General features: G+C 64.4%; 20 protein-coding genes. 7 read left to right on the top strand and 13 right to left on the bottom strand.

Going from position 1 to position 26,105, the window contains the following annotated elements; translation table 11 throughout:
* Window positions 1-30 precede the first annotated feature (30 nt).
* From QM741_RS17955 to dnaE, 6 genes are all read right to left on the bottom strand, one after another.
* The gene (locus tag QM741_RS17955) at window positions 31-1,626 is read right to left on the bottom strand and encodes a S1 family peptidase (RefSeq protein WP_415209158.1); all 1,596 of its coding nucleotides are present in this window, start codon (window positions 1,624-1,626) and stop codon (window positions 31-33) included.
* A gap of 28 nt (window positions 1,627-1,654) precedes the next feature.
* Complete coding sequence (locus QM741_RS17950; protein ID WP_415208994.1) at window positions 1,655-3,592, bottom strand: hypothetical protein; 1,938 nt, start codon at window positions 3,590-3,592, stop codon at window positions 1,655-1,657.
* Between the two features lie 266 nt (window positions 3,593-3,858).
* Complete coding sequence (locus tag QM741_RS17945; RefSeq protein ID WP_415208993.1) at window positions 3,859-4,716, bottom strand: hypothetical protein; 858 nt, start codon at window positions 4,714-4,716, stop codon at window positions 3,859-3,861.
* A gap of 675 nt (window positions 4,717-5,391) precedes the next feature.
* The gene (locus tag QM741_RS17940; RefSeq protein WP_415208992.1) at window positions 5,392-6,249 is read right to left on the bottom strand and encodes a G1 family glutamic endopeptidase; all 858 of its coding nucleotides are present in this window, start codon (window positions 6,247-6,249) and stop codon (window positions 5,392-5,394) included.
* 631 nt (window positions 6,250-6,880) lie between these two features.
* Complete coding sequence (locus QM741_RS17935; RefSeq protein ID WP_415208991.1) at window positions 6,881-7,927, bottom strand: hypothetical protein; 1,047 nt, start codon at window positions 7,925-7,927, stop codon at window positions 6,881-6,883.
* 66 nt (window positions 7,928-7,993) lie between these two features.
* Window positions 7,994-11,683, bottom strand: coding sequence for a DNA polymerase III subunit alpha (gene dnaE, locus QM741_RS17930; RefSeq protein WP_415208990.1), 3,690 nt, complete (start codon window positions 11,681-11,683; stop codon window positions 7,994-7,996).
* A gap of 114 nt (window positions 11,684-11,797) precedes the next feature.
* On the opposite strand from dnaE, the gene QM741_RS17925 reads away from it, so the two are divergent.
* Together QM741_RS17925 and QM741_RS17920 are read left to right on the top strand one after the other, a co-directional pair.
* The gene (locus tag QM741_RS17925; RefSeq protein WP_415208989.1) at window positions 11,798-12,028 is read left to right on the top strand and encodes a hypothetical protein; all 231 of its coding nucleotides are present in this window, start codon (window positions 11,798-11,800) and stop codon (window positions 12,026-12,028) included.
* Window positions 12,025-12,600 carry a nucleotidyl transferase AbiEii/AbiGii toxin family protein gene (locus QM741_RS17920; RefSeq protein WP_415208988.1) on the top strand — a complete coding sequence of 192 codons (576 nt, stop codon included), beginning with the start codon at window positions 12,025-12,027 and terminating at the stop codon, window positions 12,598-12,600. The genes QM741_RS17925 and QM741_RS17920 overlap by 4 nt, the downstream gene beginning before the upstream one ends.
* 31 nt (window positions 12,601-12,631) lie before the next feature.
* Here the strand turns inward: QM741_RS17920 and QM741_RS17915 are convergent, their stop codons facing one another.
* Window positions 12,632-13,105 carry an IPTL-CTERM sorting domain-containing protein gene (locus QM741_RS17915; protein ID WP_415208987.1) on the bottom strand — a complete coding sequence of 158 codons (474 nt, stop codon included), beginning with the start codon at window positions 13,103-13,105 and terminating at the stop codon, window positions 12,632-12,634.
* 399 nt (window positions 13,106-13,504) lie between these two features.
* On the opposite strand from QM741_RS17915, the gene QM741_RS17910 reads away from it, so the two are divergent.
* The gene (locus QM741_RS17910) at window positions 13,505-13,837 is read left to right on the top strand and encodes an ECF-type sigma factor (protein WP_415208986.1); all 333 of its coding nucleotides are present in this window, start codon (window positions 13,505-13,507) and stop codon (window positions 13,835-13,837) included.
* A gap of 41 nt (window positions 13,838-13,878) precedes the next feature.
* Entirely contained in the window at window positions 13,879-14,115 is a 237-nt protein-coding gene (locus QM741_RS17905) for an ECF-type sigma factor (RefSeq protein ID WP_415208985.1), read from the top strand.
* On the opposite strand, the gene QM741_RS17900 is transcribed toward QM741_RS17905, so the two are convergent.
* Together QM741_RS17900 and QM741_RS17895 are read right to left on the bottom strand one after the other, a co-directional pair.
* Window positions 14,003-14,620 (bottom strand): hypothetical protein, encoded by a 618-nt coding sequence (locus QM741_RS17900; protein WP_415208984.1) that lies wholly within the window; start codon window positions 14,618-14,620, stop codon window positions 14,003-14,005. The two genes, QM741_RS17905 and QM741_RS17900, sit on opposite strands and share 113 nt — an antisense overlap.
* Window positions 14,554-16,092 (bottom strand): protein kinase domain-containing protein, encoded by a 1,539-nt coding sequence (locus QM741_RS17895; protein ID WP_415209157.1) that lies wholly within the window; start codon window positions 16,090-16,092, stop codon window positions 14,554-14,556. Before QM741_RS17895 ends, QM741_RS17900 begins: the two co-directional genes overlap by 67 nt.
* A 270-nt stretch (window positions 16,093-16,362) precedes the next feature.
* Here QM741_RS17895 and QM741_RS17890 point away from each other — a divergent pair, with 270 nt between their 5' ends.
* The 3 genes from QM741_RS17890 to QM741_RS17880 all read left to right on the top strand — a co-directional run bounded on the left by QM741_RS17890 (window position 16,363) and on the right by QM741_RS17880 (window position 21,664).
* Window positions 16,363-17,490 (top strand): efflux RND transporter periplasmic adaptor subunit, encoded by a 1,128-nt coding sequence (locus tag QM741_RS17890; protein WP_415208983.1) that lies wholly within the window; start codon window positions 16,363-16,365, stop codon window positions 17,488-17,490.
* A gap of 10 nt (window positions 17,491-17,500) precedes the next feature.
* Entirely contained in the window at window positions 17,501-20,608 is a 3,108-nt protein-coding gene (locus QM741_RS17885; RefSeq protein WP_415208982.1) for an efflux RND transporter permease subunit, read from the top strand.
* Window positions 20,609-20,737: 129 nt separating this feature from the next.
* A complete protein-coding gene (locus QM741_RS17880) occupies window positions 20,738-21,664 on the top strand; it encodes a 5'-nucleotidase (RefSeq protein WP_415208981.1) in 927 nt (308 codons plus the stop codon).
* A 36-nt stretch (window positions 21,665-21,700) separates the two neighbouring features.
* On the opposite strand, the gene nth is transcribed toward QM741_RS17880, so the two are convergent.
* From nth to metG, 4 genes are read right to left on the bottom strand one after another with little or no spacing between them, the layout of a single operon-like run.
* The gene (gene nth / locus QM741_RS17875; protein ID WP_415208980.1) at window positions 21,701-22,387 is read right to left on the bottom strand and encodes an endonuclease III; all 687 of its coding nucleotides are present in this window, start codon (window positions 22,385-22,387) and stop codon (window positions 21,701-21,703) included.
* Window positions 22,384-23,031, bottom strand: a complete 648-nt coding sequence (locus QM741_RS17870; protein ID WP_415208979.1) for an RnfABCDGE type electron transport complex subunit B — start codon at window positions 23,029-23,031, stop codon at window positions 22,384-22,386. The genes nth and QM741_RS17870 overlap by 4 nt, the downstream gene beginning before the upstream one ends.
* Complete coding sequence (locus tag QM741_RS17865; protein WP_415208978.1) at window positions 23,004-23,945, bottom strand: MBL fold metallo-hydrolase; 942 nt, start codon at window positions 23,943-23,945, stop codon at window positions 23,004-23,006. Before QM741_RS17865 ends, QM741_RS17870 begins: the two co-directional genes overlap by 28 nt.
* Window positions 23,946-23,993: 48 nt before the next feature.
* Complete coding sequence (gene metG / locus QM741_RS17860; protein WP_415208977.1) at window positions 23,994-26,099, bottom strand: methionine--tRNA ligase; 2,106 nt, start codon at window positions 26,097-26,099, stop codon at window positions 23,994-23,996.
* Window positions 26,100-26,105 lie beyond the last annotated feature (6 nt).

Here is a 26,105-nt window from a genome sequence, read left to right as displayed (position 1 = left end):
CAGTGTGCCATTGCATTCGGCCGGTCCGGCTCAGGGCAATGGATTCGTCGGGCACGGGAACGAACTGCTCTGGTTCGTCGTCCCGTACGGATCGACGAGCGCCAGCGAGACATTCACCGTCTGCCCGGTGGTGCATGTCCCGCGCAGGGTGGCGGCACTGCTGGGCGTGGATGAGCTGGTATTCGTCGTCCAGGTTGTGGTTGTCGATCCTTGGGAATCGTAGTTGGTGAAACTGCAAACATACTTGTTGGCGCCGCTGTTGGCCGAATCCGGGCACAGGTATCCGGAAACCGTCGGTGCGCTGCGGCCATGCGATGTAAGCATCGCGACAGGCTTGTTGAGCACCGATGACGCGCGATTCAGGGTCGTGGCGATGGGCTGGAAGTAGACCACGTCGCCGCTGCTGTCCGGACAAGAATTCTCCGTGCCGCCGGTGACGGTGCCCTGCACCTGATTGGACGGCGTGACGAGCGGTCCGCCGGAATCGCCGTCGTTCGTGCAGATGCCGTCGACTTCGATCATGCCGTAGAACCAGAAGCCGACGAGGTTGAGAGATACGTTGCGCGCGGTAATTGCGGCGCAATGCGGGCCGCCGGAAGCTTCGCCGTAGCGGCAGGCCGTGCTGCCCGCCGTGGCCGCGAGCAATCCGGCCCAGGTGCTGCTGACGTTCAGCGTCCCGCTCGAGTAGCCGTCGATCTGCGCCTTCGGCGTCCAGCCCGAATTTGTCGCAACCCAGGCGCCATCCTCGTTGTACGAAAAACCGAAACCGAAAGCGCTGCTGTCGGCATACATGGTCGACTGCATCGTCGTGCCGAGGCTGGTCCCGCCGATGGTTGAGATGGAGTTGCCGACAACGTTGCAATGACCGGCCGTAGCGAACCCCGCCGTGTAGCTCGATCCGCTGACCTTCTCGGCTGATGCACCGACCGAACACGGGTAAGTCTCGCCGTCCTGGCTGTGCCACGAGGCGTTTTGCGTCCCATCGGCCCCAAGCAGGTTGGAGGAGAAACCCAAGTCCACCGCCTCGGGTTGCAACTGGATGGAAACGTCCGAGTCCGCACGCAACTTCACGAGCGCCTGCGCCTGCTCCAGAACGTTTTGCTTGATTCCGAAGACGACGGCATTCGTCGCCACGTCGACATAGGATTTCTGGACGTTTTTGCTCCCGACGGTCGACACCAGGGTATCGCCGAAATCCTTGCGCGTCGCCTCCAGTTCGGCCAAGCCGTGAGCGACAAGCACCGGAGTTGCGCCCGTTTGTTCGATGGCGCTGAAGTCGTCCTTGCTGGCGGTCGCTACATGCAGGTTTTGCGTGGCGGCATCGAACCAACTGCCCGCATAACCCGGCAGTTGAAGCGCCTCGATGCTGCGCGCCTGTTCCGCCGCTTCGTATTCCTTGGCCAGACGCGAGATCGCCGCGTCTTCGCTGATCCCGTAGAGCTTCTCTACTTGAGTGAGCACGTCAGGGGCGTACTGCACGGATGTCGCATGGGCGCTGCCCGCACTGGCCACCAGGCCGAGAAAGATCGAAGCCGACAGATTGCTGCGTTTCATGGCATGTCTCCTTGCGTTGGATTGGCCTCGGTCCGCGGTCGGGAGGGTAGTCCGTTGCAATCCGGACTTCACCGTGCCCAAGCATGGCTTTGCGATGATCTCAGTCCGGGACCACCTTGGGCGTCAGATGCAATACGACCGATCGCGGATTCGCAATCGGGAACAAATCCAGGCGGTGCAGTCCGGCCAAGAGAATCTGGCGTCCATCGGTCGAGATGGCCGCTATTCTGATCAAGTCCCAATCGTCGTCCCCGATGCCGAGATCATCGATCAGCGAGCGCACCGAGACGATGCCCGTGGCCTCCGTCCATATGAAAGCCCTTTGCATGCCGGCAGCGGGGTACCCCCGGGGGGCATCGATCACGTATACGCCCACGGCCATCGAACCATCGGGCGTGACGTCGGTGGGGGCGTACAAGTCGCAATTGGCCGACAAATGGGCAGACGCATCGGCAAGCGCGCCGAAATATTCGAACGTCCCGTCGCTCTTGAGGAACCAGGTTTCGCCCAGATGCTCGTGGTTGGGATCGCAGTTGTAGAGACCGGTCCCGTACACGATGTTGCAATTGGCATCGCAAATCGTCGGCACCGCCAGTTCTTCTCCGGCGGGATCGTGCATGATCGTCGGTGCGGCGTCGCCGTCCCACCGGGTGGCAACCGATTTGGGAAAGCTCGTGGGAAAACGCAAGGTGACGCCGATGACCGTATTGCCATCGTTGGAGACGGCGCTTGGAAGGCGGACCGCATCGGTTACCGGGATCAGCCGCTGGATTCCGTCCAGGGCTTGAACCCAAATGCTATCGATCCCGTCCCATGTGTCACGCCCGGTGCCGACGACATATCCGAAATTGTGGGAAGTCCTGTAAGCAATGGACATGTTGAGGCCCGGCAGGGGCTGCCACCCTGTCGAACGCTGCCACAGCAGCGTGTGGATATTCGGTGGGTTGGAGTCCTGCGCGTAAATCAAATCGGTCGCAATGACTTTGGAGCCATCCGGCGAGATGACGGCACCCGGGGCCGGGGTGATTTCCCGCGGCACATCCTCCCAAGCCCGCGTATCGGGATGCCACAGGGCCAGTTGCGAGAAGTGCAGGCCCGCGACCGTGCCGTCGTCGGCAATCGATTGCGCCGAGTAACCCGGTTCCTGCGGCGTCGCCTTCACGTTCGGCAGTTCGTCCCAAGTGATGTCGTAGAGATCGGTCAGTTTGGGCTTGACCGCCGGACAGCCGGGCTTCTTCAAACCGGTGAGCCGCGTCAGGTTCAGATCGCCCGAGCCGAATTCGCTCTGGCTCGACACGTAATGCGCCGTGCCCTGGTTGCAGTCGATACGCAGCGTCAACGTGCCCCAGTCCTCGCTGTGCATGCTGGCCGGATCGAACGCGGTCCCGAAATGCGGGCCGGAGGTGCGCAGCATATGATCGAACACGATCGCGCCGTCGCGTTCTTCGCCGAGCCCTTCCAGCCAGACCTGATTGCCCGACGTATCGTAGGTGAACCAGGTCACTACGGCCTCGTTGCGCGACATCCATTGCAGCCCGAAGCCTTCGCCGCTGTGCGAGACGTCGTACCAACTGCCGCTTTGCCCCGCGTAGGGCATGACCGGCTCCCCCGGCACGCCGTTGACCTGCGTGCAGCCCGCGCCCATCGTCTGCGACAGGCGCTTGACCGGCAGCGCCTGCGCCTGGCCGAACGCCGCGTAGCGGAACGTGCCGCTGTTGCAGTCGCCGAACGTCAGCGTCGCGTTTCCCGCCACCTCGCGCACGACCTGCTTGGGATCGAAGTCGGGCCCGAAGCGGCCGTTGCGGGTCACGTACAGTTCCGAAAATTCGATGGAATCGCCCGCCGTGTCGTGCACGATCTGGCCGAGGCTGACGAGCCAGCGCTGGCCGCCCTGCTCATCGTAGGTGTACCACTCGACCCAGGCGCGCTCGGCATCCAGGATTTCGAGCTGCAAGCCTTCGCCGCTGCGCGCGGGGTCGTACCAGAGTGCGCTGAAGCCGGAGCCGATCGTTACGACAGCGTCGGCCGACCCGGCCACGGACCATTTCAGTAGCGCCACAAGCGCTACCATCAAGGCGAGGCCCACAGCGCGACGGGAGCGATACGCAAGCGAAACGAACGGAGAGGGATATGCCTTGTGAAACATCATCGCGGCACCTCGATCCTTCGCGCACGCCGCCTACCGGCGTGCCTGACGGAAAGTGCAGAAACCTGCTACTTTCGTTTACCAACGTACACGATTCCTTGCGGGAAGTCATCTGCGTTGGCGTGCGTTGGCATGCGAATGTGCCCGGAGTCACATTTTCAATGACACCCCGGGTTCGGCACGATTTTCTGCTCGTCCAACGAACCGGACAGCCCGGCGAACTCGCCGTCGGTGAACGTGTAGTCGATCGTCAACGTGGTGCACGAGGTGAACGTGATGTCGGCGGTGCCGACCTGCGATTTCGTGACGTTCGACGCTTGGTTGAAGCGGCCACCGGTCACCGCGTAGACGGGCACATGGGTGACGCTCAAACCTTCGGAGATGTAAGTGTATGGCGCCTGCAGCGTGAACCAGCGCTGGCTGGCCTCTCCGCTTTGGCCTTCCGCCTGTGGTGCGTAGGTGTACCACGCCCCGAACAGCAGCGATTGCCCCGGACTGACATCGAACACGAAGCCCTGACCGCTGGTTTGCGGGTCGTACCAGGCGCCGGAAAGCAAGGATTTTTCGTAACCGAATGGTGGGAAATAGGTGGTCGGCAAAGGCACCTGATTGCTGCACACTCCGGAAGCGACCAGATTGACCTCATCGATCGTGCCGCCGCTGCCATCGGCCAACTGGTACACCAATGTGGCGTGGCCGCAATCGGAAAACGCGAGCGTGGCCGTGCCGTCGGCGACGGCGGTCGCCTTCGGCGGCGCGTTGAAGTTGCCGCCGGTGTTGGTATAGATGTCGAGCGCATACATCGCGCCGTCCGCCGACGCGAGTTGGCCCTGCAGCGTGCGCCATTGCGGATTGCCGCGGGAATCGAACGTGAACCAGCCGCCGAACAGGCCGGCGACTCCGGTGATTGGATCAGGATAGACCTCGATCACCAGCCCTTGGCCCGAGGTCTTCGGGTCATACCACGTGCCGGTCAGTCCGAACTGATTGGCGTCGAATGGCGGCGGGATTGTCATGGCCGGCATCGCCGGCGCCGATAAAGGCAGAGCGAGTTCTAGCGCGTCGTTGCGCCCGGTGCTGGATAGCGTCGGATGCTCTCCGGATGGCATGGCCCCGAATGCGGCCGTATGAATCCATATCAAAGCAGCCGCAGTCGCGGCACGGCGCGGGAGGGCCAGAGAGTCAATGGATATTTTCATGGGATACCTCTCAAAAAGAGTTGAGACGCGACCGCTTGGAAAATTCGAGCTCAAGCGCAAAACCCGAATCTGATTTGCGTCGAGTCTCACATGAGCACCTCCCTCGCTGGCGGGAGAGGTCGAAGCGCAAAGCGCTTCGGGCGGGGTGCCGCGGAAAAATTTACCACCTTCGGCAATGCCATCCTCATCAGCCTCCGCCCCTTCTCCTAGCGGGAGAAGGGGCAATTGAGCCACGACACCAATTAGGAACCCAGATCAGTGAGGTTGGTAGTAGTACACGGTGAAATTCAAACCGTTTGTGCTGATGGACCCCGGAGAGGCTAATATCTGCGGACCGCTCAACACGTTTTGTTGAAGATCTAGCGCAGTCAGGGAATTGCCCGCACTGATGGACTGACAGTTGGTTGTCCCGCTACCGCTCGATCCGACGGGTTGAACGACGCCTCCGGGAGTGACTATTATGGACCCGGACGACGAAGACCAGCACGCGTTCTAAAGGCTGACGGTTCCGAACCGGGCAAGTGGCAACGTGCCAGCGCCATTCGAGGGGGCTTCGACGATCCATTCCGTAGTACTGCCGGGTTGCTCTACATGGCTGACATTGAAGTGTATGCAGACGCCTGCCGTGTAATTGCATACACCCATCATCGCTGTACCGTACGGCGAATAGGAATAATCCTCTACCCAGACAGTTGAGTCAGCTACGTCGTCACCGGGATGGACTGAGATCTGGTTGATCTCGTTCGAGTAGGCTGTTCCTTTGGAGCCACCGTAGATTTGCCACCAAAAATAGTGCCTCACAGACCCATTGATGTCGAGGTACCCGTCCGTTCCGGATTGCATCAGCGGCAAGGTTCCGTTGTGTCCGCCGCCTATGCCTGGCCAAACGGCAGCATCGTATTCGAATGCCGCCGGGTTATAATTAACGTAGCCTGGATTAGGCAAGATGACCTGCGGTTCATGCCAGCCTGCTTGCACGAATCGTGAGTAATTGGAGATTTGGTAGCCCGCCCAATTGTCACCGATGACGCTATTCGTGGTTGCCGAATAAAACGAGGAACTTGAAATACTGGCGTGGTTCCTGCGCGGCGTGCAGGTCATCGTATCGAGCCACGTGACTTGCAGCCGTGCCGCTTTGCCATAGAACGACTCCACGCCATCTGGAGTTTTGATGTCCAACGGAATGAATTCGGTTCCTGGCTGAGGGGTCAGTACAACGGCGCCGTTGCATTCGTCGGTGGCGTGGCTGATGGCATCCTCGATGCCTGTGACCGGACTGGACGCGGCATGAGTTGCTGCAATGCAGAAAAGCAGTGCGTAGATTACAAACGATGTGCGATGAGCTTTCATAAATTCCCTCTTCCAGAAAAGCGGATGGAGTAAGACCAAGGTACGAAATTTCCGTCTACGCACGGCATGGCCTCGACTTGAGAAAAGATCCGAGGCCACACGCAGGTCAAGCACCAACACGGCACACCGCATTCAATCGAAATCCTTCGACTGACTGGCCGCGCGCATAAGCTATTCGGTTTCGCTTTGCAAGTCCATTGCGGCGTTGGCAGATGAAAATTTTTTAATGCTGAGAAGTGCCGAGACACATGAAGAGTGGGCCGTCGCAAGAATCGGGCGCAACACGTCGAGCGCAGCGGTTTACTTGCTCATCACCATCACTGCAGTCATGCGGTCCAGCGTTTCGCGCAGTCGCCCATCCATGAGATCGACGACATGATTGAGCCATTCGTGGCAGATCCGGCCCTTCGGCATGACCTGGCGCAGTATGCAGTTGGAGCTCTCGTTGCTGCAGCGTTGCCATGGCGTGTGCGGGGTCGGCAAACCGGGGGTCGATGTTCAACCGCTTGGCCCGTTCCGCATCTCAAACCCGCTCGCTGCCGCGAAGGTAGGTCAGGCTCTCACTCAAGAACGCGGGCAGTTTCTACATTTAAGCAACGTGATGGAAAGCGTTTTTTTTTGGGATTCTAGTTCAAGACTCCATCAACTTCTCGATAAGAGCCAATCTTAGCCCTTGCATTTTTTGAAACGACAATTCGTCACGATAAAAGCTCACGCCAATGTCGTAGGCGGTCAGCATTTCCTTCGGACCCAATTCCTTGACCTTGCCGGCAAGGGCGCTCAGGTCCCAATCGTCGTCGGCGACGTTGATTATCCATGGCTTGCCGATGAATTCCTTTTTCGGCGAAGCCAGGGTCAAGGCTCCGGCCGTCAATCCCTCCAAGGCGGAAATATCGGATTTGCAGTCATTGCCATTGATGTCGTGCAGCGGTTTCAGGAAGTACAGCACGTCCGATGATTTTATGAACTTCATGTACTGGATCAAATCCAGCCATCCGATATTCCTGATGTTGCTTCCGGTCAACCCACTGTTCATGCCGAGACAGGTAAACCGGATCCCGTCGAAGTTTCTCATCATGTCGAAGCTGAATTTGTGGGTGGGGTTGCCACGCCACAGGAAATGGGGTTTTTCTTCCTTCAGCCTTTTTTCGAAATGACTTTCCGTCAAGTCGGGGAAACTTTGCATTCCCGGGATCAGGGTGTTGCGCACCACATGGATCTTGCTTTCGAATCGCGCATCGCAGGCGTTGCCCAGCGCACTCTTGATCGCCTCGATGAAAGTCGTGCGCAGGTGGTCCGTGCTCACCGTTATCAGGTCCGCGACAACGAGCTGGTCGATCACGCTTTGCCGCAAGGAAGTCAAAACGTCGTAGTACGGGTCGTTTTTCTCGACGTTGAAAAAATCGTCGTCATAGTCGACGATGATTTTCTTGCCATGAGCCTTGGCTTGCAGCAGGAAGTCGGTCGTTTGTCGGTCCGCAGCTCTTGAGGAAAATATCATGTCGGAATCCAGTACCTCCTTTCGGGATAGCGTATTCACTCCCGAAAACCGCAATGCGCCTTTCGTCACGCCATTGTTGTGGAAGACCCTGATTCCGGGCAGCAGGCGCAGGGGCAGGAAACCCCGGTAGAATGCCGTGGCGCTGTTTACGCAGCCAATGAAATATATTTTGATCATCGCAACTGATTTGCCGTCGCGTTCGAGCGTGACCGCGGCCGCGTCTTCCCGGTGCAGGGCCCCGCGCTATGTGTCGGCGTCCGATTTGCCGAGCAGCAGTTCGGTGTCGAGCACGCCGGGCAGGGCGTCGAGGCTGCGCTTCAGGTCGGCGCTGGCGCGCACGCGGAAGGCGTTGCCGAGTTCGATCTCGCCGCGGCCGAGTTTGTTGGCGTAGCTCAGGCGCAGCGGAGTCTTGCCGCCGCGGTGGCTGGCGATCGCCTGTTGCAAGTTCGCGATGAAACCCGCATCGACGCCATTGAGCTTGACGCGCAGCAGGCGCGCCTGGCGCGCTAACGCTTCGTCGAGCGTGGACACTCGCCGCGCGCGCAACTGGAAGCCGCCGTTGAATTCGTCGACCGAAAGGCCGCCTTCGACGACGAGGATGGCGTCGCGCGTCAGCAGCGCGCGGTATTCGGTGAACACTTCGCGGAACAGACTGACTTCGATGCGGCCGGACCAGTCTTCGAGCTGGACGAAGGCCATCGCGTCGCCACGGTTGCGCATCGATACGACTTGGCCGGCGACCGTGAACGGCTGGTCGTTGAAGCGGCCGCGGCGTTGGTCGGACGCCGGCGGCTTGTAGTGCCTGGCCACGTCGCCGATCGGCGCATCGGCAAGCTGCACGAGCAACTCGCGCCAGGCTTCGGTCGGGTGGCCGGAAAGATAGTGGCCGAGCGTTTCGCGTTCGCCGATCAGCTTCTGCTGCAGCGGCCAGTCGTCGACGACGGTCAGTTTCAGTTCGATCGGCGCGGCGGCGGTCGCGCCGAAGATATCGACCTGCCCGATCTCGGCGTCGCGCGCCTGCTGCTCGGCGGCCTTCATCGCCTCGGGAACCTGCGCCATCAGCGAGGCGCGGTTGTGGCCGAGCGCGTCGAGCGCGCCCGAGAGCACGAGCGCTTCGAGCACGCGCTTGTTGAGTTTGGTCGGGTCGACACGGTGGCAGAAATCGGCGAGGTCCTTGTACGCGCCGTCGCGCTCGCGTTCACCCGCGATGCTCTCGCACGCGGCGCGGCCGACGCCCTTGATCGCGCCGAGTCCGTAGCGGATGCTGCCGTCGTCCTCGGCGCGGAACATGTAGACCGACGCATTGACGTCGGGCGGACGCACCATCACGCCCATCGCGCGCGCCTCGTCGAGGAAATTGACCACCTTGTCGGTGTTGTCCATGTCGCTCGACAGCACCGCGGCCATGAATTCGGCCGGGTAGTGCACCTTGAGCCATGCGGTCTGGTACGAGACCAGCGCATACGCTGCCGCGTGCGACTTGTTGAAGCCGTAGCCAGCGAACTTCTCCATCAGGTCGAAGATCGCGTCGGCCTTGTCGCCGGCGACGCCGTTCTTCGCCGCGCCGTCGCGGAAGATCTCGCGCTGCTTGGCCATCTCGGCCGGATTCTTCTTGCCCATCGCGCGGCGCAGCAGGTCGGCGCCGCCGAGCGAATAGCCGCCGACGATCTGCGCCATCTGCATGACCTGTTCCTGGTAGACCATGATGCCGTAGGTCTCGGCGAGCACGGGTTCCACGCGCGCGTCGGGATAGTCGATCGGTTCCGCGCCGTGCTTGCGCTTGCAGAAGCTCGGGATCTGCTCCATCGGGCCGGGACGGAACAGGCTGGTCAGCGCCATCAGGTCTTCGAAGCGGTCGGGCTTGGCCTCTTTGAGCATGCCCTGCATGCCGCGCGATTCGAACTGGAATACGGCGACGGTCTGTGCGCGCTTGAACAACGCGTAGACTTCGGGGTCGTCGAGCGGAATGCGCGTGATGTCGAGCTCTTGTTTCCCTTCTCCCTCCGGGAGAAGGTGGCGCGAAGCGCCGGATGAGGGAAGAACGCTGCGATTTTTCTGCGCCGTTGTTTCGTGCGAGGCTTTTCCCTCATCCGCCCTTCGGGCACCTTCTCCCGGTGGGAGAAGGGAAGCAGATCGCCGCGCATTGATGGCCTTGACCGCCCAATCGATGATCGTCAGCGTGCGCAGGCCGAGGAAGTCGAACTTGACCAAGCCGACCGACTCGACGTCGTCCTTGTCGAATTGGGTGACGACGCCGTCGTTGCCGCCTTCGGAGTAGAGCGGGGCGAAATCGGTCAGCGGCGAAGGCGCGATGACGACGCCGCCCGCGTGCTTGCCGGCGTTGCGCGTCAGGTCTTCGAGGCTCAGCGCGAGATCGATCAGTTCGCGCGCGTCGTCGTCGGTCTCGTAGAGATCGCGGAATTCGGCGACGATGCGGTCGGGCCGTTCGCGCGACTTCTTGCTGCGGCCTAGCGCGTCCTCGAGCGTGATCGGGTCGGTCGGGATCATCGGAATGAGCTTGGCGATCCTGTCGACCTGGCCGTAGCCCATGCCGAGCACGCGGCCGGCGTCGCGCAGCACGGCCTTCGCCGCCATCGTGCCGTAGGTGATGATCTGGCTGACCTTTTCCCGGCCGTACTTGCGCGCGACGTAGTCGATCACGGCGTCGCGGCCGTCCATGCAGAAGTCGACGTCGAAGTCGGGCATGGAGATGCGTTCGGGGTTGAGGAAGCGCTCGAACAGCAGGCCGTAGCGCAGCGGATCGAGGTCGGTGATGCCGAGGCTCCACGCCACCACCGAACCCGCGCCGGAGCCGCGCCCCGGTCCGACCGGGATGCCGTGCGACTTCGCCCAGCCGATGAAGTCGGCGACGATGAGGAAGTAGCCGGGAAAGCCCATCTTCGCGATCACGTCGAGTTCGCGGTCGAGGCGGGCGACGTAGTCCTCGCGCGCGTGGCCTTCCGCGACGCCATGCTTGGCGAGGCGCTCTTCGAGGCCGGCGTGCGACTGCTTGCGGATGGAACTGTCGATGGTTTCGCCGGCGGGCACCGGGAAGTCGGGCAGGTAATACTTGCCGAAGCCGAGTTCCAGATTACAGCGCTTGGCGATCTCGACGCTGTTCTCCAACGCCTGCGGCAGATCGGCGAACAGCTCCGCCATCTCCTCGGCCGATTTCAGATATTGCTCGGCGGTGTAGTCGCGCGGCCGCTTCGGGTCGCTGAGCAGGCGCCCCTGGCGGATGCAGACGCGCGCCTCGTGCGACTCGAAGTCCTCGCGCGACAGGAAACGCACGTCGTTGGTCGCCACGCAGGGCAGGTCGAGTTCGGCGCCAAGCTTGATCGCCGCGCCGATGAACGCCGCCTCGTCGGCATGGCCGGTGCGCGTGAGTTCGAAATACCAGCGGTCGTCGAAAAAGCGCAGCCACTCGCGCGTGGCGTTGCGCGCGGCATCGGCGTTGCCGGCGATCAGCAGGTGGCCGACGTCGCTCTGCCTGCCCGCCAGCGCGATCAGGCCGTCGCTGCAGCCGTGGAACCAGTCCGGCTGGGCGAGCACGAAATCGCCCTGGCGGCCTTCGAGGTAGCAGCGCGAAACCAATCTTGCGAGATTGAGGTAGCCGCCGCGGTCGAGGCAGAGCAGGGTGAGGCGGAACGGCCGGTGTGCGTCGTGCGGATTGGGCAAATAGATATCCGCGCCGGCGATCGGCTTGATCCCGTTCGCCTCGGCGGCGCGGTAGAACTTGATCAGCGCGAACAGGTTGCACTGATCGGTCAGCGCCAGCGCTGGCTGGTTCGATTCCACCGCGCGGCTGATCAGGTTCGGCCGGCTGCCGGCCTTGGCCGGGTCGCCGTACTCGGGCTTGTCCGGCAGGCGGATCGTCGAATCGACCAGCGAGTAGTCGCTATGGACGTGGAGGTGGACGAAGGAGGGTGTCATGGATCGGGCGGCGCGGACGAGTCCCGATTTTAGCAGCAGCGGATTGGCTTGCGTCTGCGTATGCCTCGCCTTCGAAAAAGGCCGGCATGCGCCGCGAACTGGTAAAATCGCCCCATGCCCACGACTCCGCCAGATCGCAACGCGCAAGCCTATGTGCGCGCATGGCAACGCACCGGCGATGCGCTGGAGCGCGAACGCCTGCGCGAGTTGCGCGGCATGAGCGAAAGCGAATCGGCGCGACGCTTCGTCCTGCTCGGGCTGGGCGTACCGCTCGCGCCGCTGCGGCGCGATTGCGGTCTGGTCGAGCAGCAGCGGATTTTTTCGCGTCTGCGCACCGCGCCGTGAGTCTTGGTGCCGTCTTCGATGCGGCGCTCGCCGCGCAGGCCGCCGCCGAGGCGTTGAATCTGCCCCATTGCATCATCGGCGGCGTCGCCCTGCAGCGCTGGGGCGAACCGCGCTACACCATCGATGCGGACCTGTCCGTGCTGGTCGAGCACGGACAGGAGTCGCGCGTGGCGAGCGCGCTGCTCGCCCGGCTGCCTGCGCGCATCGGACACGCACACGAATTCGCCATGCGCTCGCGCGTCGTTCTCGCCCAATCGGCCGGCGTCGGTCTGGACATCGTCCTCGCCGGATTGCCGTTCGAGGCGCGCGTCATCGCGCGCGCCACGGCGTGGCAGCTCGGCGCGGGCGCATCGTTGCGCACCTGCTCGGCGGAAGACCTGATCGTGATGAAAGCATTCGCCGCGCGCGACAAAGACTGGGCCGACGTGACCGGCATTCTCGAACGGCAGGGAGCGAAACTCGACCTCGCCCTGATTCGCAGCGAACTGGAACCGCTGGCCGCCGCAAAGGAAGCGCCTGAAGTGCTGCGCGAACTCGACAAGCGTCTGCTCCGTTTCGGGCTGGGCGAGTAAAGCGAAGGCGCAGGGGAAAGCGAACGATTCCTCATGCGCGGCCGCGAGCGCGAAGCACTCTCGCTACGCCGATCAACGCAAGCAGGCCGGCCAGCAGCATCGCAGCCCACTGCGAGAGCGTCGGAGCCGAAACCGACGAGGCGGGTGGCGGCGCGCCGCCGACAAGCGTGACGTTGTCCAATCCGTTGTGGTCGTCGAGCGCGGGGTCGCCATTGACGAATGCGATGGTCGTCGAGGCGCCGGTTGCGGTGAAGTTCAGGCTGAACTGCTGCCAGGACTGCGTCTTTGCATTGGTCGTGTTCGTGAAGGCGCCTGCCTGCACTCCGTTGATCAGGACGATGGCCGTGCCGGTCGTGCCGAAGCCCGCTGCCCCGGGCGTGTCGTAGACATTTCCGACCCAGAAGGACAGGGTGTACTGCGTTCCGGCAGTGGTGGCGACGGTGTGTTGGATGCCTTCGTTGCTGTTTGTGCCGTTGCCGGTCAGAATCCAGCCACGCCTGACCATTCTGCGTGGGAAACGAACAACAACCGAAGCTGAAGTTCGTGCCGACGGTACTGACTCCGTTTGCCGCGCCGATGACCGTCCGTCCCGTCAAGGCGGTCGACCCGCTCGGATAATTGACGAAACCACCCACCGGCGTGGCCGGGGTCTCGAAGTCGCCGTTGACGATCAGGTTCTGGGCGAGGGCGGGCGCCGAAAGCAGACCGAGCGTTGCGATGAGGCCGAAAACAAAATGCTTCACGATGGGTTCTCCTCGAGCGATGACTGGCGTCGTTGAAAGCGAAGATGCGTTTTTCCCGTGCGCGGCCTTTGGCGCCGGCCGGAATCCGCTGATTCGTTGTTCGAGAGAGAATTACGGGAAATCGGGGCCAATCCGGCCACGGTCGCGAAATCGTGCCGGGAATGGCCCTGTCGGTTATGATTTCCGCCATGAACGGCGATGCGATCATGACCAGGGCGAAGCTGACCGACGACTGGGGCGCACAGTTCCCGCCGGCCGACCTCGCGCTCGCCGATCAGTTGTTTCCGCTGTTCTACGAGCAATTGCGCAGCGCTGGCCATCGCGAGCGCCTCGCCGCCGGCGATACTTTGCGGACCACGGCGCTGGTGAACGAGGCGTACCTGCGGTTGCGGCGCGGGCGCGGCTGGAGCAGCGATGCGCATTTCCTGCGCGCGGCGGCGCTGCCGTTGACCGACGCTCTGGACGTGGCTGTCGCGGAGTCCGCGCGATCCTGATCACGCTGAGCGAGGCGCTGGCCAGGCTCGCGCGCGAATCGTTGCGCTTGGCGCAGGTGATCGAATGCCGCTACTTCGCCGGCTACGGCGATGCCGAAACCGCACTGGCGCTCGGCGTTTCCGAGCGCAGCGTGCGCCGCGACTGGACATTGGCGCGCGCGTGGCTCACTCGCGAATTGGCCGGCGGGAGCAGCGAGTTTCCGGCTCTCTTCTCGCGGGAGAGGGCACTTGGTTTGACACCCGATTCTGTCCGCTCTCGCGAGGAGGCAGGGCTTTGAGCAGCCTAGTGTGGCGCGACCTGGGCGGACCTTCGCCAAGGTCGCGCGCCTCTTGCAAGTCGGCGCTTTCCGGCGCGGCGCAGCGTTCGTAGGCGGCGACCGATTTCAGCGCCCATTCGCGCGCGCCGGCCGCATCGCCGGCGGCGAGTGCGGCTTCGGCGCGGATCCGCCCCAGATACGGTTGCATGTGCATGTCGCGGAAGCCTTCGACGTGGTCGAACGTCTCGACCGCGGCGCGGCTGGCTTCGCTCGCTGCGGGCCAGTCCTTGCGCGCAAGCGCGAGGCGGCGGCCGTGCGCTTGGGCGAGCACCTCAAGGAACTGCGCCTGCGCGCCGTCGAGGTCGCCTTGTTCGAGCAGCAGGCGGCCGAGCCGCTCGCGGACGGCGAGCACGGGCTGGAAGTCGGGCGTGTCGTGGCTGCGCAGGGGCAGCGCTTCGTTCAACGCGCGATGCGCGTCATCGGCGCGGCCGGCGCGTGCGTAGGCGTCGCCGAGCGCCAGCTGCACGCGCGGCAGCGCGAACGGATACAGGGTCTGGCGGCGGATACGAGGCCAGCGCCGCTTCCAACAGCGGAATGCCTTGCAGCGGCTGTCCGCCGACGGCGAGGCAGGCACCGTAGTTTTCGCGCACCTCGGCCGCGGCGTTGTTGAACTCTTCCGTCGGCGGCAGCAGCGCCGTCAAATTCGCGAACAGTCGCAAAGCGTGTTCGCGATCGCCGCCCAGGCAAGCGGTTCGCGCCTTGTCGGCGGCAGGGGGCCCAGTAGTCGGGATTTTTTTCGCCGTAGGTGCGGCGGGCTATCTGCGTGACCTCGGCGAATGCCTGTCCTGCGGCGGCGAAGTCGCCGTCGAGCATGCAGGACTTGTCGAGGTTGCCGTAGAGGGTCTGCATTTCCGCATCGTTGCGCTCGGGTAGGCGTTCGTCCACGGCCAGCGCCTGGCGATACAGTGCGATCACCCGTGCGTGATCCATCCGCGTGGCGAAGACGTTGCCGTAGTTGGTGAACGCGGTGACGAACGCCGGATCGTCGGCTGCGACGCGCGCGAACAGGTCGGCCGATTTGCGCAGCGCGTCCTCGCGTTCCTTCAGCGCGTCGTCGCGATCGACCAGCGCTTCGCCCCGCAGCGTAGCGGTCTTTCTCGCCGAGCTCGCGCAGAATCGCGGTGACCTCGCCGAGCATCTCGATCTGCAGGTCGGGTTGCGCGGCGAATTCCTTCTCGACGCGATCGGCGGAGACGTCGAGCAGTTCGCGCGCGCTGATCTGGCCGCGCGGCTTGTCCGAAACGATGCGCGGATCGCTGGCCTTGAAGATGCCGAGCAGGAAATTCTTCGCCGCCTCCGCACGCGCGGCCTGTTGCGCGGCACGGCCGCCGTGTCGAGCAGCTTGACCTGGCCTTGCGCGTCGACCAGCGTGTTCGCCGGTTTCAGGTCGCGGTGCACGACGAGGTTGCGATGCGCGTAGGTGACCGCATCGCAGACCTGGGAGAACAGCGCCAAGCGTTCGCGCAGGGTTGCCTTGTTCGCGTTGCAATACTCGATCAGAGAACGGCCGTCGATGTATTCCATGACCGTGTACGGCCGGCCGTCGGGTGCGACGCCGCCGTCGAGCAGGCGCGCGATATGCGGATGTTCGAGCCGGGCAAGCATGCGGCGTTCGGCGTGGAAACGGTCGAGTTCGCCGATCGCGTCGAGGCGCAGCAGCTTGAGCGCGCCGTGCTGCTCGAATTCGGCGCCCGTGCGCCGAACCAGATACACCTCGCCTATGCCGCCGCGGCCGACGAGGCGCTCGATGCGCCACACGCCCAGCCGGGTATCGGCGATCAGCGAAGGCGGAATCGCCATGCCGACGGTGCTCTGCGGCGGTGTATCGAGTGCGCTGTCAACGAGATGGGAATGCAGCAGTTCCTCGATCTCGCGCTGCAGGTCGGCGTCGTCGCCGCAGGCGCAGCAAAGCCACGCCGAACGCTGCGCTTCGGGCATTTGCAACGCTTGCTCGAACAACCGTTCGAGTCTTTGCCAACGTTCGCTTTGCAAGACCATCCCCAGGCAGAAAGCGGTACGGCGCGATGTGCGCGTTTTGGCGCGGTATGCAAGCCTGCGAGCGGATTTTCGCGGACGGCCCCTCCGGCGCACGGCATTGCCGCGCCGCTCACAATTCATTACTTTCGCAACACGAGCCGCGACGTTCCGATAGGCGATAATCCGCGGACGCTCTCCATTGCCTTGCCCATGCCTCTGCCCGCCCGTTCCGTGCCGCGCCGTTCTGGCGCCATTGTTTCGATCCTGTTGCTCGCCGCATGCGCGAAATCGCCGCCGCCGTCCGCGCCAGCGGCAGCGCCGGTCAGCGTCGCCGCCGCCTCGCGCAAAGCCATGCCCGATCTGCTGAACGCAGTCGGCACGGTCGAGGCGATCAATTCGGTTGCGGTGAAGTCGCTGGTCGACGGGCAACTGCTCGAAAGCCACGTGAAGGACGGCGACGAGGTCAAGGCCGGGCAATTGTTGTTCAAGATCGATCCGCGCCCCGCGCAGGCGGCGCTGGCGCAGGCCAACGCGGCGCTCGCGAAGGACATCGCCGCGCGCGAACTGGCCAAGGCGCAGGTCGACCGCTACGCGCCGGTGGCGAAGAAAGGGTTCATCTCGGCCGACCAGATGCAGCAATACCTGACCACCTACGAGGCAGCCGCGGCGGCCGTGAAGGTCGACCAGGCCAATGTCGCCGCAGCACAACTGACGCTGGGATACACCGACATCCACGCGCCGTTCGCCGGACGTGCGGGGCGCATCCTCGTGCAGCCCGGCAACCTGGTGAAGGCGAACGACACGAACGCGTTGCTGACGATCAATCAGGTGGCGCCGATCTTCGTCAACTTCGCCGTACCGGGCGCGTACGTCGAGCGCGTGCGCACGGCGCAGGCCAAGGGCGCGCTCGGCGTGCAGGCGCGAGGGGACGGAATGAAAGCGCCGCAGGACGGCGAACTCGCGTTCGTCGACAACGCCATCGACACGTCGACCAATACGGTCAAGCTGCGCGCGCGGTTCGCCAACGGGGACGAAAGCCTGTGGCCTGGCCAGTTCGTCAGCATAACGCTGACGCTCGGCACCGACGCGAACGCGATCGCCGTGCCCGACGCGGCCGTGAAGGCGGGCCCGAACGGCTACTACGTCTTCGTCGTCAAGCCGGACAAGCACGCCGAGCAGCGCGCGGTGACGGTGACGCGCAGCGTCGCCGGCGAGTCGGTGATCGCAAAGGGTGTCGAAGCCAGCGAAACCGTGGTCGTCGACGGCCAATCGCGGCTGACCGACGGCACCTTGGTGCAGATTGCCGAAACGAAGGCGGAGAACGCCGCGGGCGCCACGGCCGGCGACGCGGCCAAGTGAGATCGCGCGCATGAGCGTCTCCGAAATCTTCGTCCGCCGCCCGGTGATGACCTTGCTGGTCATGATCGGCATTCTCGTGTTCGGCGTCGCCTCGTACCGGCTGCTGCCCGTGTCCGACCTGCCGAACGTCGACTTCCCGACGATCCAGGTGCAGGCCTACCTGCCCGGCGCTTCGCCCGAGACGATGGGTTCGGCCGTGGCGACCGTGCTGGAAAAGCAGTTTTCCTCGATTCCCTCGCTCGACTCGATGACCTCGGTCAGCGGCATCGGCCAGACCCAGATCACGTTGCAGTTCGCGCTCGAACGCAACATCGACGCGGCCGCGCTCGACGTGCAGTCGGCGATTTCCGCGGCGGGCAAGCAATTGCCGCCGAACATGACCACGCCGCCGACGTTCCGCAAGGTCAATCCGGCCGACTCGCCGGTCTACTTCGTCGGCATGACCTCGAAGACCTTGCCGCTGTCGAAGGTGGACGAGTACGGCGAGTCGCTGCTCGCGCAGCGCCTGTCGATGGTCGACGGCGTCGCCCAGGTCAACGTCTACGGCTCGCAGAAATATGCGGTGCGCATCGACCTCGATCCGGGCGCGATGGCCACGCGCGGGCTCGGCATCGACCAAGTGGCGGCCGCGGTCGGCAGCGGCAATGTCAATCTGCCGACCGGCACGCTCTACGGCAGCGACCGCACCTACAGCGTCATGGCCGAAGGGCAGTTCGACGGCGCCGGGCCGTTCGGCGAACTCATCGTCAGCTACAAGGACGGGGCGCCGGTGCGGCTCAAGGACATCGGCCACATCCACGACGGCGTGCAGAACGACAAGCTCGCGGCCTGGCTCAACGGCCCGCGCGGCATCCTGCTTGCGATCCAGAAGCAGCCGGGCGTCAACACGATCGCGGTCGTCGAAAAGATCAAGGCCGTGCTGCCGGGGTTCGAGCGCATCTTGCCCGCCGGCATCGAGATGAAGGTGTTCTACGATCGCACCGAGAGCATCCGCGCCTCGGTCGACGACGTACAGTTCAGCCTGATGCTCGCGCTGGCCCTCGTCGTGCTGGTCATCTTCGTTTTCCTGCGCAACCTGTCGGCGACGATCATTCCCTCGCTCGCGCTGCCGATGTCGATCGTCGGCACGTTCGCGATCATGTATCCGTTCGGCTACAGCCTCGACAACCTGTCGCTGATGGCGCTGACGCTCTGCGTCGGCTTCGTCGTCGACGACGCGATCGTCATGCTCGAAAACATCTCGCGCCACATGGAGATGGGCAAGACGGCGCTGCAGGCGACCTTCGACGGCGCGAAGGAAATCGGCTTCACGATCGTGTCGATGACGATCTCGCTCACCGCCGTGTTCATCCCGATCCTGTTCATGGGCGGCATCATCGGCCGCCTGCTGCACGAATTCGCGGTGACGATCGTCGCCGCCGTGCTCGTGTCCGGCTTCGTAAGCCTGAGCCTGACGCCGATGCTGTGCAGCCGCATGCTCAAGCCGCATCATGGCGAGAGGCACGGCCCCATGTACCAGTCGTTCGAGCGCGCTTTCGATGCGCTGCAGAACGTCTACAAGCGCACGCTTGAAGCCTGCCTGCATCATCGCCGCCTCGTCGTCCTCGCGTTCGCCGCGATCCTCGTCGCGACGGCGTGGCTGTTCATGGCGGTGCCGAAGGGCTTCCTGCCGAACGACGATACCGGCCAGCTGTTCGTGTTCACCGAGGCCGACCAGGACATCGGCTTCGACGACATGGCGCACAAGCAGCAGCAGGCCGCGGAGATCATCCGCAACGACCGCAACATCGACGGCGTGATGAGCTTCATCGGCGTTTCCGGCAGCAGCGCGACGCTCAATCTCGGCCGCATGATCGTCACCCTGAAGCCGCGCAAGGAGCGTGGTTCGCCCGAGGACGTGATCCAGGAACTGCGCCCCAAGCTAGACGGCATTCCCGGTTTCAAAATCTACCTGCAGAACATTCCGATCATCCGCATCGGCGGCATGCTGACGAAGACGCAGTACCAGTACACCGTGCAGGACACCGACACCCATCAGCTCTACGCTTTCGTGCCGAAGCTGGTCGAGGCGATGTCGAAGCTGCAAGGGTTCCAGGACGTGACCAGCGACCTGCTCATCGCCACGCCGCAGGTCAACGTCAAGATCAACCGCGACGCCGCCTCGGCGGTCGGCGTGACCGCGGCGCAGATCGAGAACGCGCTCTACACGGCGTTCGGTCCGGCGCAGGTGTCGACGATCTACACCTCGATAGACCAGTACTGGGTGCAGATGCAGGTCGACCCGGCCAGGCAGGGCGATCCGAACATCCTCGGCCAGCTGTACATCCGCGGCACGGACGCGGGCGGCAACGGCACGATGGTGCCGCTCTCCGCTGTGGCGAGCTTCGACAAGTCGGTCGGGCCCGCGACGATCAGCCATCTCGGCCAGGTGCCCGCGGTGACGATCTCGTTCAACCTCGCGCCGGGCGTGTCGCTGAGCCAGGCCGTCGAGCGCGTCGATGGCGCGATCGCCCAGTTGAAGATGCCGGAGACGATCACCGGCTCGTTCCAGGGCACGGCGCAGGCATTCCAGTCCTCGCTCGCCGGTTCGGGCATCCTGCTCGGGCTGGCGGTGTTCGTCATCTATCTCGTGCTCGGCATCCTCTACGAGAGTTTCATCCACCCGCTGACGATCCTGTCGGGCCTGCCGACGGCCGCGTTCGGCGCGCTGCTGACGCTGATGCTGTTCCGCACCGATCTGAATCTTTACGGCATGGTCGGCCTGATCATGCTGATCGGCATCGTCAAGAAGAACGCGATCATGATGATCGACTTCGCGCTCGAGGTGGAACGCACCGGCGTGCCGCCCGAGAAGGCGATCTTCGATGCCTGTATCGTGCGCTTCCGCCCGATCATGATGACCACGTTCGCGGCGCTGTTCGGCACCTTGCCGATCGCGATCGGCTTCGGCGCCGGCGGCGATTCGCGCCGCCCTCTCGGCCTCGCCGTCGTCGGCGGCCTGATGACCTCGCAGGTGCTGACGCTGTTCCTGACGCCGGTGATCTACGTCTACTTCGACAAGCTGCAGCGCAGGTTGCAGCGGCGCAGGGGCGATGCGCGCGAGGCGGCCGTCGCCTGACGCGCTTGCCCGACATTTTCCGCGCACCGCAGCGAAGCTGGGGTGCGGCATCCGGGGCGGCGTCTTTTACGGGAATGGCGAGTCATAATGTGCTCCGGATCATCCAGCCGGCCAAGCACCGATCGAATCATGTCCGAGAACGACGCCTCCGACCGCCTGATCGTCGCGATCACTTCGCGCGCGCTGTTCGACATGGCCGACAGCCATGCGCTGTTCGAGCAGGCCGGACTCGATGCGTTCCATGCGTTCCAGCGCGAGCGCGAGAACGATGCGCTCGCGCCGGGCATCGCGTTCCCGCTCGTCCGGAAGCTGCTGCGGCTCAACGCGCCGAAACCGGCCGAGCCGCGCGTCGAGGTGATCCTGCTGTCGCGCAACTCGGCCGACACTGGCTTGCGCATCTTCAATTCGATCGAGCACTACGGCCTCGACATTGCACGCGCGGCGTTCACCTCGGGCGCGCCGGTATGGCCCTACGTGCGTTCGTTCGGCGCGCAGTTGTTCCTTTCGGCCAATCCCGAAAGCGTGAAGGCCTCGCTCGCCGCGGGCGTCGCCGCGGCGACGATCCTGCCGTCGAAGGCGCCGGCCGCGTCGTCGGACCAGTTGCGCATCGCCTTCGACGGCGACGCGGTGATCTTCGGCGACGAAGGCGAGCGCGTGTCGCAGGAACACGGCATCGAGGCATTCCATCGCCACGAAGTGGAGCGCGTCGACCAGCCGCTTCCGGGCGGGCCGTTCCGCGGTTTCCTCGCCGCGCTGCACCGTTTGCAGGAAGCGTTTCCCGAGGAGGGCTCGCCGATCCGCACCGCGCTCGTCACCGCGCGTTCGGCGCCCGCGCACAAGCGCGTGATCCTGACCTTGCGCCATTGGGGCGTGCGCCTCGACGAGGCGCTGTTCCTCGGCGGTCGCGACAAGGGCCCGTTTCTGGAAACCTTTGGCGCCGACATCTTCTTCGACGACTCCGCGCACAACGTCGAATCCGCACGCCGTCATGTCGCCACGGGCCACGTACCGCACGGCGTGGCGAACGAAAAACGCGGCGCGCAGCCGCCGGAATGACCGGGCGCCTTGCGTGCAGCGTTGGTTCCGTTCGGCCTATCCGCGCCTGCGCGGTCCGGCGCGTGCCGGATCGGGCGGCGGCGGGCCTGATGCCGCGGTCTTGTGCTTGTATTCGCACAGGTCGCGGATCACGCATTGCGGGCAATCGGGCTTGCGCGCCTTGCACACGTAGCGGCCGTGCAGGATCAGCCAGTGGTGCGCGTCGAGCTTGAATTCGTCGGGCACGACTTTTTCCAGCTTGTCCTCGACTGCGCGCACGGTCTTGCCCGGCGCGAGCCCGGTGCGGTTGGCGACGCGGAAGATGTGCGTATCGACCGCGATCGTCGGCATGCCGAAGGCGGTATTGAGCACGACGTTGGCGGTCTTGCGGCCGACGCCGGGCAAAGCCTCCAGCGCCTCGCGCGTACGTGGCACTTCGCCGCCGCAGCGTTCGACGAGAATGCCGCAGGTTGCGATGACGTTCTTCGCCTTGGCGTTGAAAAGTCCGATCGTGGAAATGTAGCTCTTCAGCTTTTCCTCGCCGAGCGCGAGGATCGCCGCGGCGGTGCCTGCGGCCGGATACAGTTTGCGCGTCGCCTTGTTCACGCCGACGTCGGTGGCCTGCGCCGACAGGATCACCGAAATCAGCAACTGGAACGGCGTGGCGTATTCGAGTTCGCTGCGCGGGCTGGGATTGACCTCGCGCAGCCGGCGGAAGATTTTCGTGCGCTTTTCCACATTCATGGATTCGGCCTTGCCCGTTTTGCCCTGGCGCGCGCGATCGCGTCGAGCACGGCGTTGCGCGTGGTGTCGCGCACTTCGGCCTTGCGCGCGGCGATCATGGCCTCGCGCTCGTCGCGCTCGCGCGCGAGCCGCGCGTTGCGTGCCTCGTAGCGACGGCGGTAGTGCGACGCGCGCGCATTGTGCGGCGCGCCGGGCCGCGCGGCGTCGACGATCATCGCGATGCAATCGACCGGACAGGCGGGAACGCACAGTTCGCAGCCGTTGCATTCCTCGCCCAGCACCGTGTGCATGAGCTTGTTCGCGCCGACGATCGCATCGACCGGGCACACCTGGATGCATTTGGTGCAGCCGATGCAGGCCTCCTCGTCGATGACTGCGATCTCGGCCGGTTTCTCGACGCCGTTCGCCGGATTGAGCGGCTTCTCGTCGCGTCCGAGCGCGGCGGCGAGCTCGCGGATGCCCTGCGCGCCGCCGGGCGGACACTGGTTGATGTCGGCGTCGCCCGACGCGATCGCTTCGGCGTAGGCGAGGCAGGCCGGATAACCGCAACGCGTGCATTGCGTCTGCGGCAGCAGGGCATCGATGCGCAAAGCGAGTTCGGAGGCCACGGTGGCGGTTACGGTTTGCGCTGCCTGTCCAGCCATACCTCGAGCCCCTGCGTATTCAGTTCGATATCCATCGCGAGCAGCTCGCGTACCTGCGCCGCGTCGAACGCGCAACCGTGCGCCTGCGCGCGCGAGGTGTACAGCACCGCGAGATCGTCGGCGATGCGCGCATGCCGGTCGGCGTCGGTCGCGTGCGCCTGCGCGATCGCGACCATCGCGTCGATCTGTTCGTACAGGTCTCGTGCGAGACGCGGCACGTCGGCGACACGGCTGTAGTGGGTCAGGAACATCTGCTGCGGCTCGCGTTCGAGCATGCGTGCGATCGATGCCTTGAGCGCGTCGGGCTCGAACTGCACCGGCGTCGACGTCGGCAGGATGAACGCGCCTTTCTCGGTGTCGAACTCGCGATAGGACAGGCCGAACGTATCGCCAGTGAAGAACGCGCGGCTCGCCGCGTCGTAGAGGCAGATGTGATGGCGCGCATGGCCCGGCGTGTCGAGGCAGAGCAGCTCGCGCCCGGCGAGATCGACGACGTGGCCCTCGGGCGCCTCGACGACGCGCCCGGCCGGCACCGGCGCGAGCGTGCCGTAGCTGCGCGATATTTCCTCGGCGCCGTAGACCGCCGTCGCTCCGGCGATCAGCGCGTTTGGGTCGATCATGTGTCGCGCGCCGCGCGGATGCACGACGAGTTTCGCGTTCGGAAACTGCTGCATCGCCAGGCCGGCACCGCCGGCATGGTCGAGATGCACGTGGGTGAGAATGACCCAATCCACCGCATCGGTGCCGAGACCTTTCGCCTGCAGCGCGTCGAGCAGGCGCGGAATGGAATAGTTGGTACCGACGTCGACGAACGCCGCGCGCCCGTTGTGCACGATCAGATGGCTGGCGTCGAACCGCGGACGGAAGAAGCCGGTGTCGATCGCGGTAATGGCGTGGTCGAAGTCGATGGTCATTGGAGTGGGTGGTCTTCCCTTCCCCCGGCGGCAGAAGGGAAGCAAAAGCTATTTTACCTGCGCTCCCGGTCGTGCACCCGGATCCGCATCGAGCAGGAACAGGTCGGCGTCGCCGGTGCCCGCGGACAGGATCATGCCTTCGGACACGCCGAAGCGCATCTTGCGCGGCGCGAGGTTGGCGATGAAGACGACGTTGCGGCCGACGAGGCTCGAAGGCTCGGCGTAGGCGGCGCGGATGCCGGAGAAGATCTGGCGCTTGCCGAGTTCGCCGGCGTCGAGCTCGAAGCGCAGCAATTTGTCCGAGCCGTCGACGAAGCTGCAGGCGAGTACTTTGCCGATGCGCAGGTCGAGCTTGGCGAAGTCGTCGATCGAGATGGAAGCGGCGGTTGACGTCGGCGGCGGGTCGCTCGCCGCTGCCGTCGATGCTGCGGCCTTGACGGATTTCTTCTTCGTCTCGGCTGCGGCTGCGCCGGATTGCAGCGACTCCTTCGATGCTTCGATCATCGCCTCGACCTTCTTCGCGTCGATGCGCGCGGCGAGCGCGGAGAATTCGTTGATGGCGGTGCCGAGCAGGGGCTGCGTCGCCGCGTCGAAACGCATCGGCGTCTCGTTGAACAGCGCCAGCGCACGCGCCGCGGTGGCGGGAACGATCGGCGCGAGATACACGCTGAGCAGGCGGAAATAGTTCAGCGCGAGCGTGCAGACGGTGTGCAGTTGCGCGTGCTTCGATTCGTCCTTGGCCAGGTTCCACGGCGCGTTCGCGGCGACGTAGGCGTTGGCCTCGTCGGCCACCGTCATGATGTCGCGCGTCGCCGCGGCGAATTCGCCGGCGTCGAACAGCGCGGCGTACTGCGCGAGCCGCTGCGCGGCATCGGCGTAGCGCGCCGCCTCGTCCGCCGGCAGCGTCGCGGCGAGCTTGCCGCCGAAATGCTTGTGCACGAAGGCCGCGGTGCGGCTGGCGATGTTGACCCACTTGCCGACGAGGTGCGAATTGACGCGCTCCTCGAACGCCTTGAGGTCGAGGTCGACGTCGGTCGGCGCGGGGCCGAGGATCGTCGCGAAGTAGTAGCGCAGGTAGTCCGCGTCGAGGCCGGCGTCGAGATAGGTGCGCGCCATGACGAAGGTGCCGCGCGACTTCGACATCTTCGCGCCGTCGACCGTGAGGTAGCCGTTGACGTGCAGCTTGGTCGGCGTGCGCAGCTTCGCGCCGTGTAGCATCGCCGGCCAGAACAGGCCGTGGAAGTTGACGATGTCCTTGCCGATGAAGTGGTGCATTTCCTTCGTGCTGTTTTCGGCGAGCCAGGCGTCGAAATCGGTGCCCGTCTTCGTGCACCAGTTCTTGAAGCTCGCCAGATAGCCGACCGGCGCATCGAGCCAGACGTAGAAGAACTTGCCCGACGCGTCCGGAATCGGGAAGCCGAAATAGGGCGCGTCGCGCGAGATGTCCCAGTCGCGCACGCCGCCTTCGGCGTCGAGCCATTCCTTGAGCTTGGCCGCGACCGAGGAGTGGACCACGGGCTTGCTGTTGGTCAGCTTGCCGGCCAGCCAGCCGCGCAGCAGGGTGGTGAAGTCGCCGACCTTGAAGAAGTAGTGCTCTGAATCGCGCAGCTCCGGCGTCGCGCCGGAAACGACCGAGCGCGGATCGATCAGGTCGGTCGGTGCATACGTCGCGCCGCAGTTCTCGCAGTTGTCGCCGTACTGGTCGGGCGTGCCGCAGTTCGGGCAAGTGCCCTTGATGTAGCGGTCGGGCAGGAACATCTGCTTGACCGGATCGTAGAGCTGGCGGATCGAACGCTTTTCGATGTGGCCGGCATCGCGCAGGCGCGTGTAGATCAGGCTGGCGAGCTCGCGGTTCTCTTCCGAGTGCGTCGTATAGTAGTTGTCGTAGACCACGCCGAAGTCGGCGAAGTCGCGCTCGTGTGAGGCCTGGATGCCTTTGATGAATTCCTCCGGCGCGAGCCCCGCCTTCTCCGCCGCGAGCATGATCGGCGTGCCGTGCGCGTCGTCGGCGCTGACGAAGACGACCTGGTCGCCGGCCATGCGCCGCGCGCGCACCCAGATGTCGCACTGGAGATAGCCGAGCAGGTGGCCGATATGCAGCGGGCCGTTCGCGTAGGGCAGGGCGTGGGTGACGAGAATTTCGCGCGAGGACATGGTGCA

It is taken from the genome of Rudaea sp. (assembly GCF_047601565.1).
In the GTDB taxonomy this organism is placed as follows: domain Bacteria; phylum Pseudomonadota; class Gammaproteobacteria; order Xanthomonadales; family Rhodanobacteraceae; genus Rudaea.
Note: the sequence above shows the minus strand (reverse complement) of the source record. Positions and strands in the feature narration are given on the sequence as shown.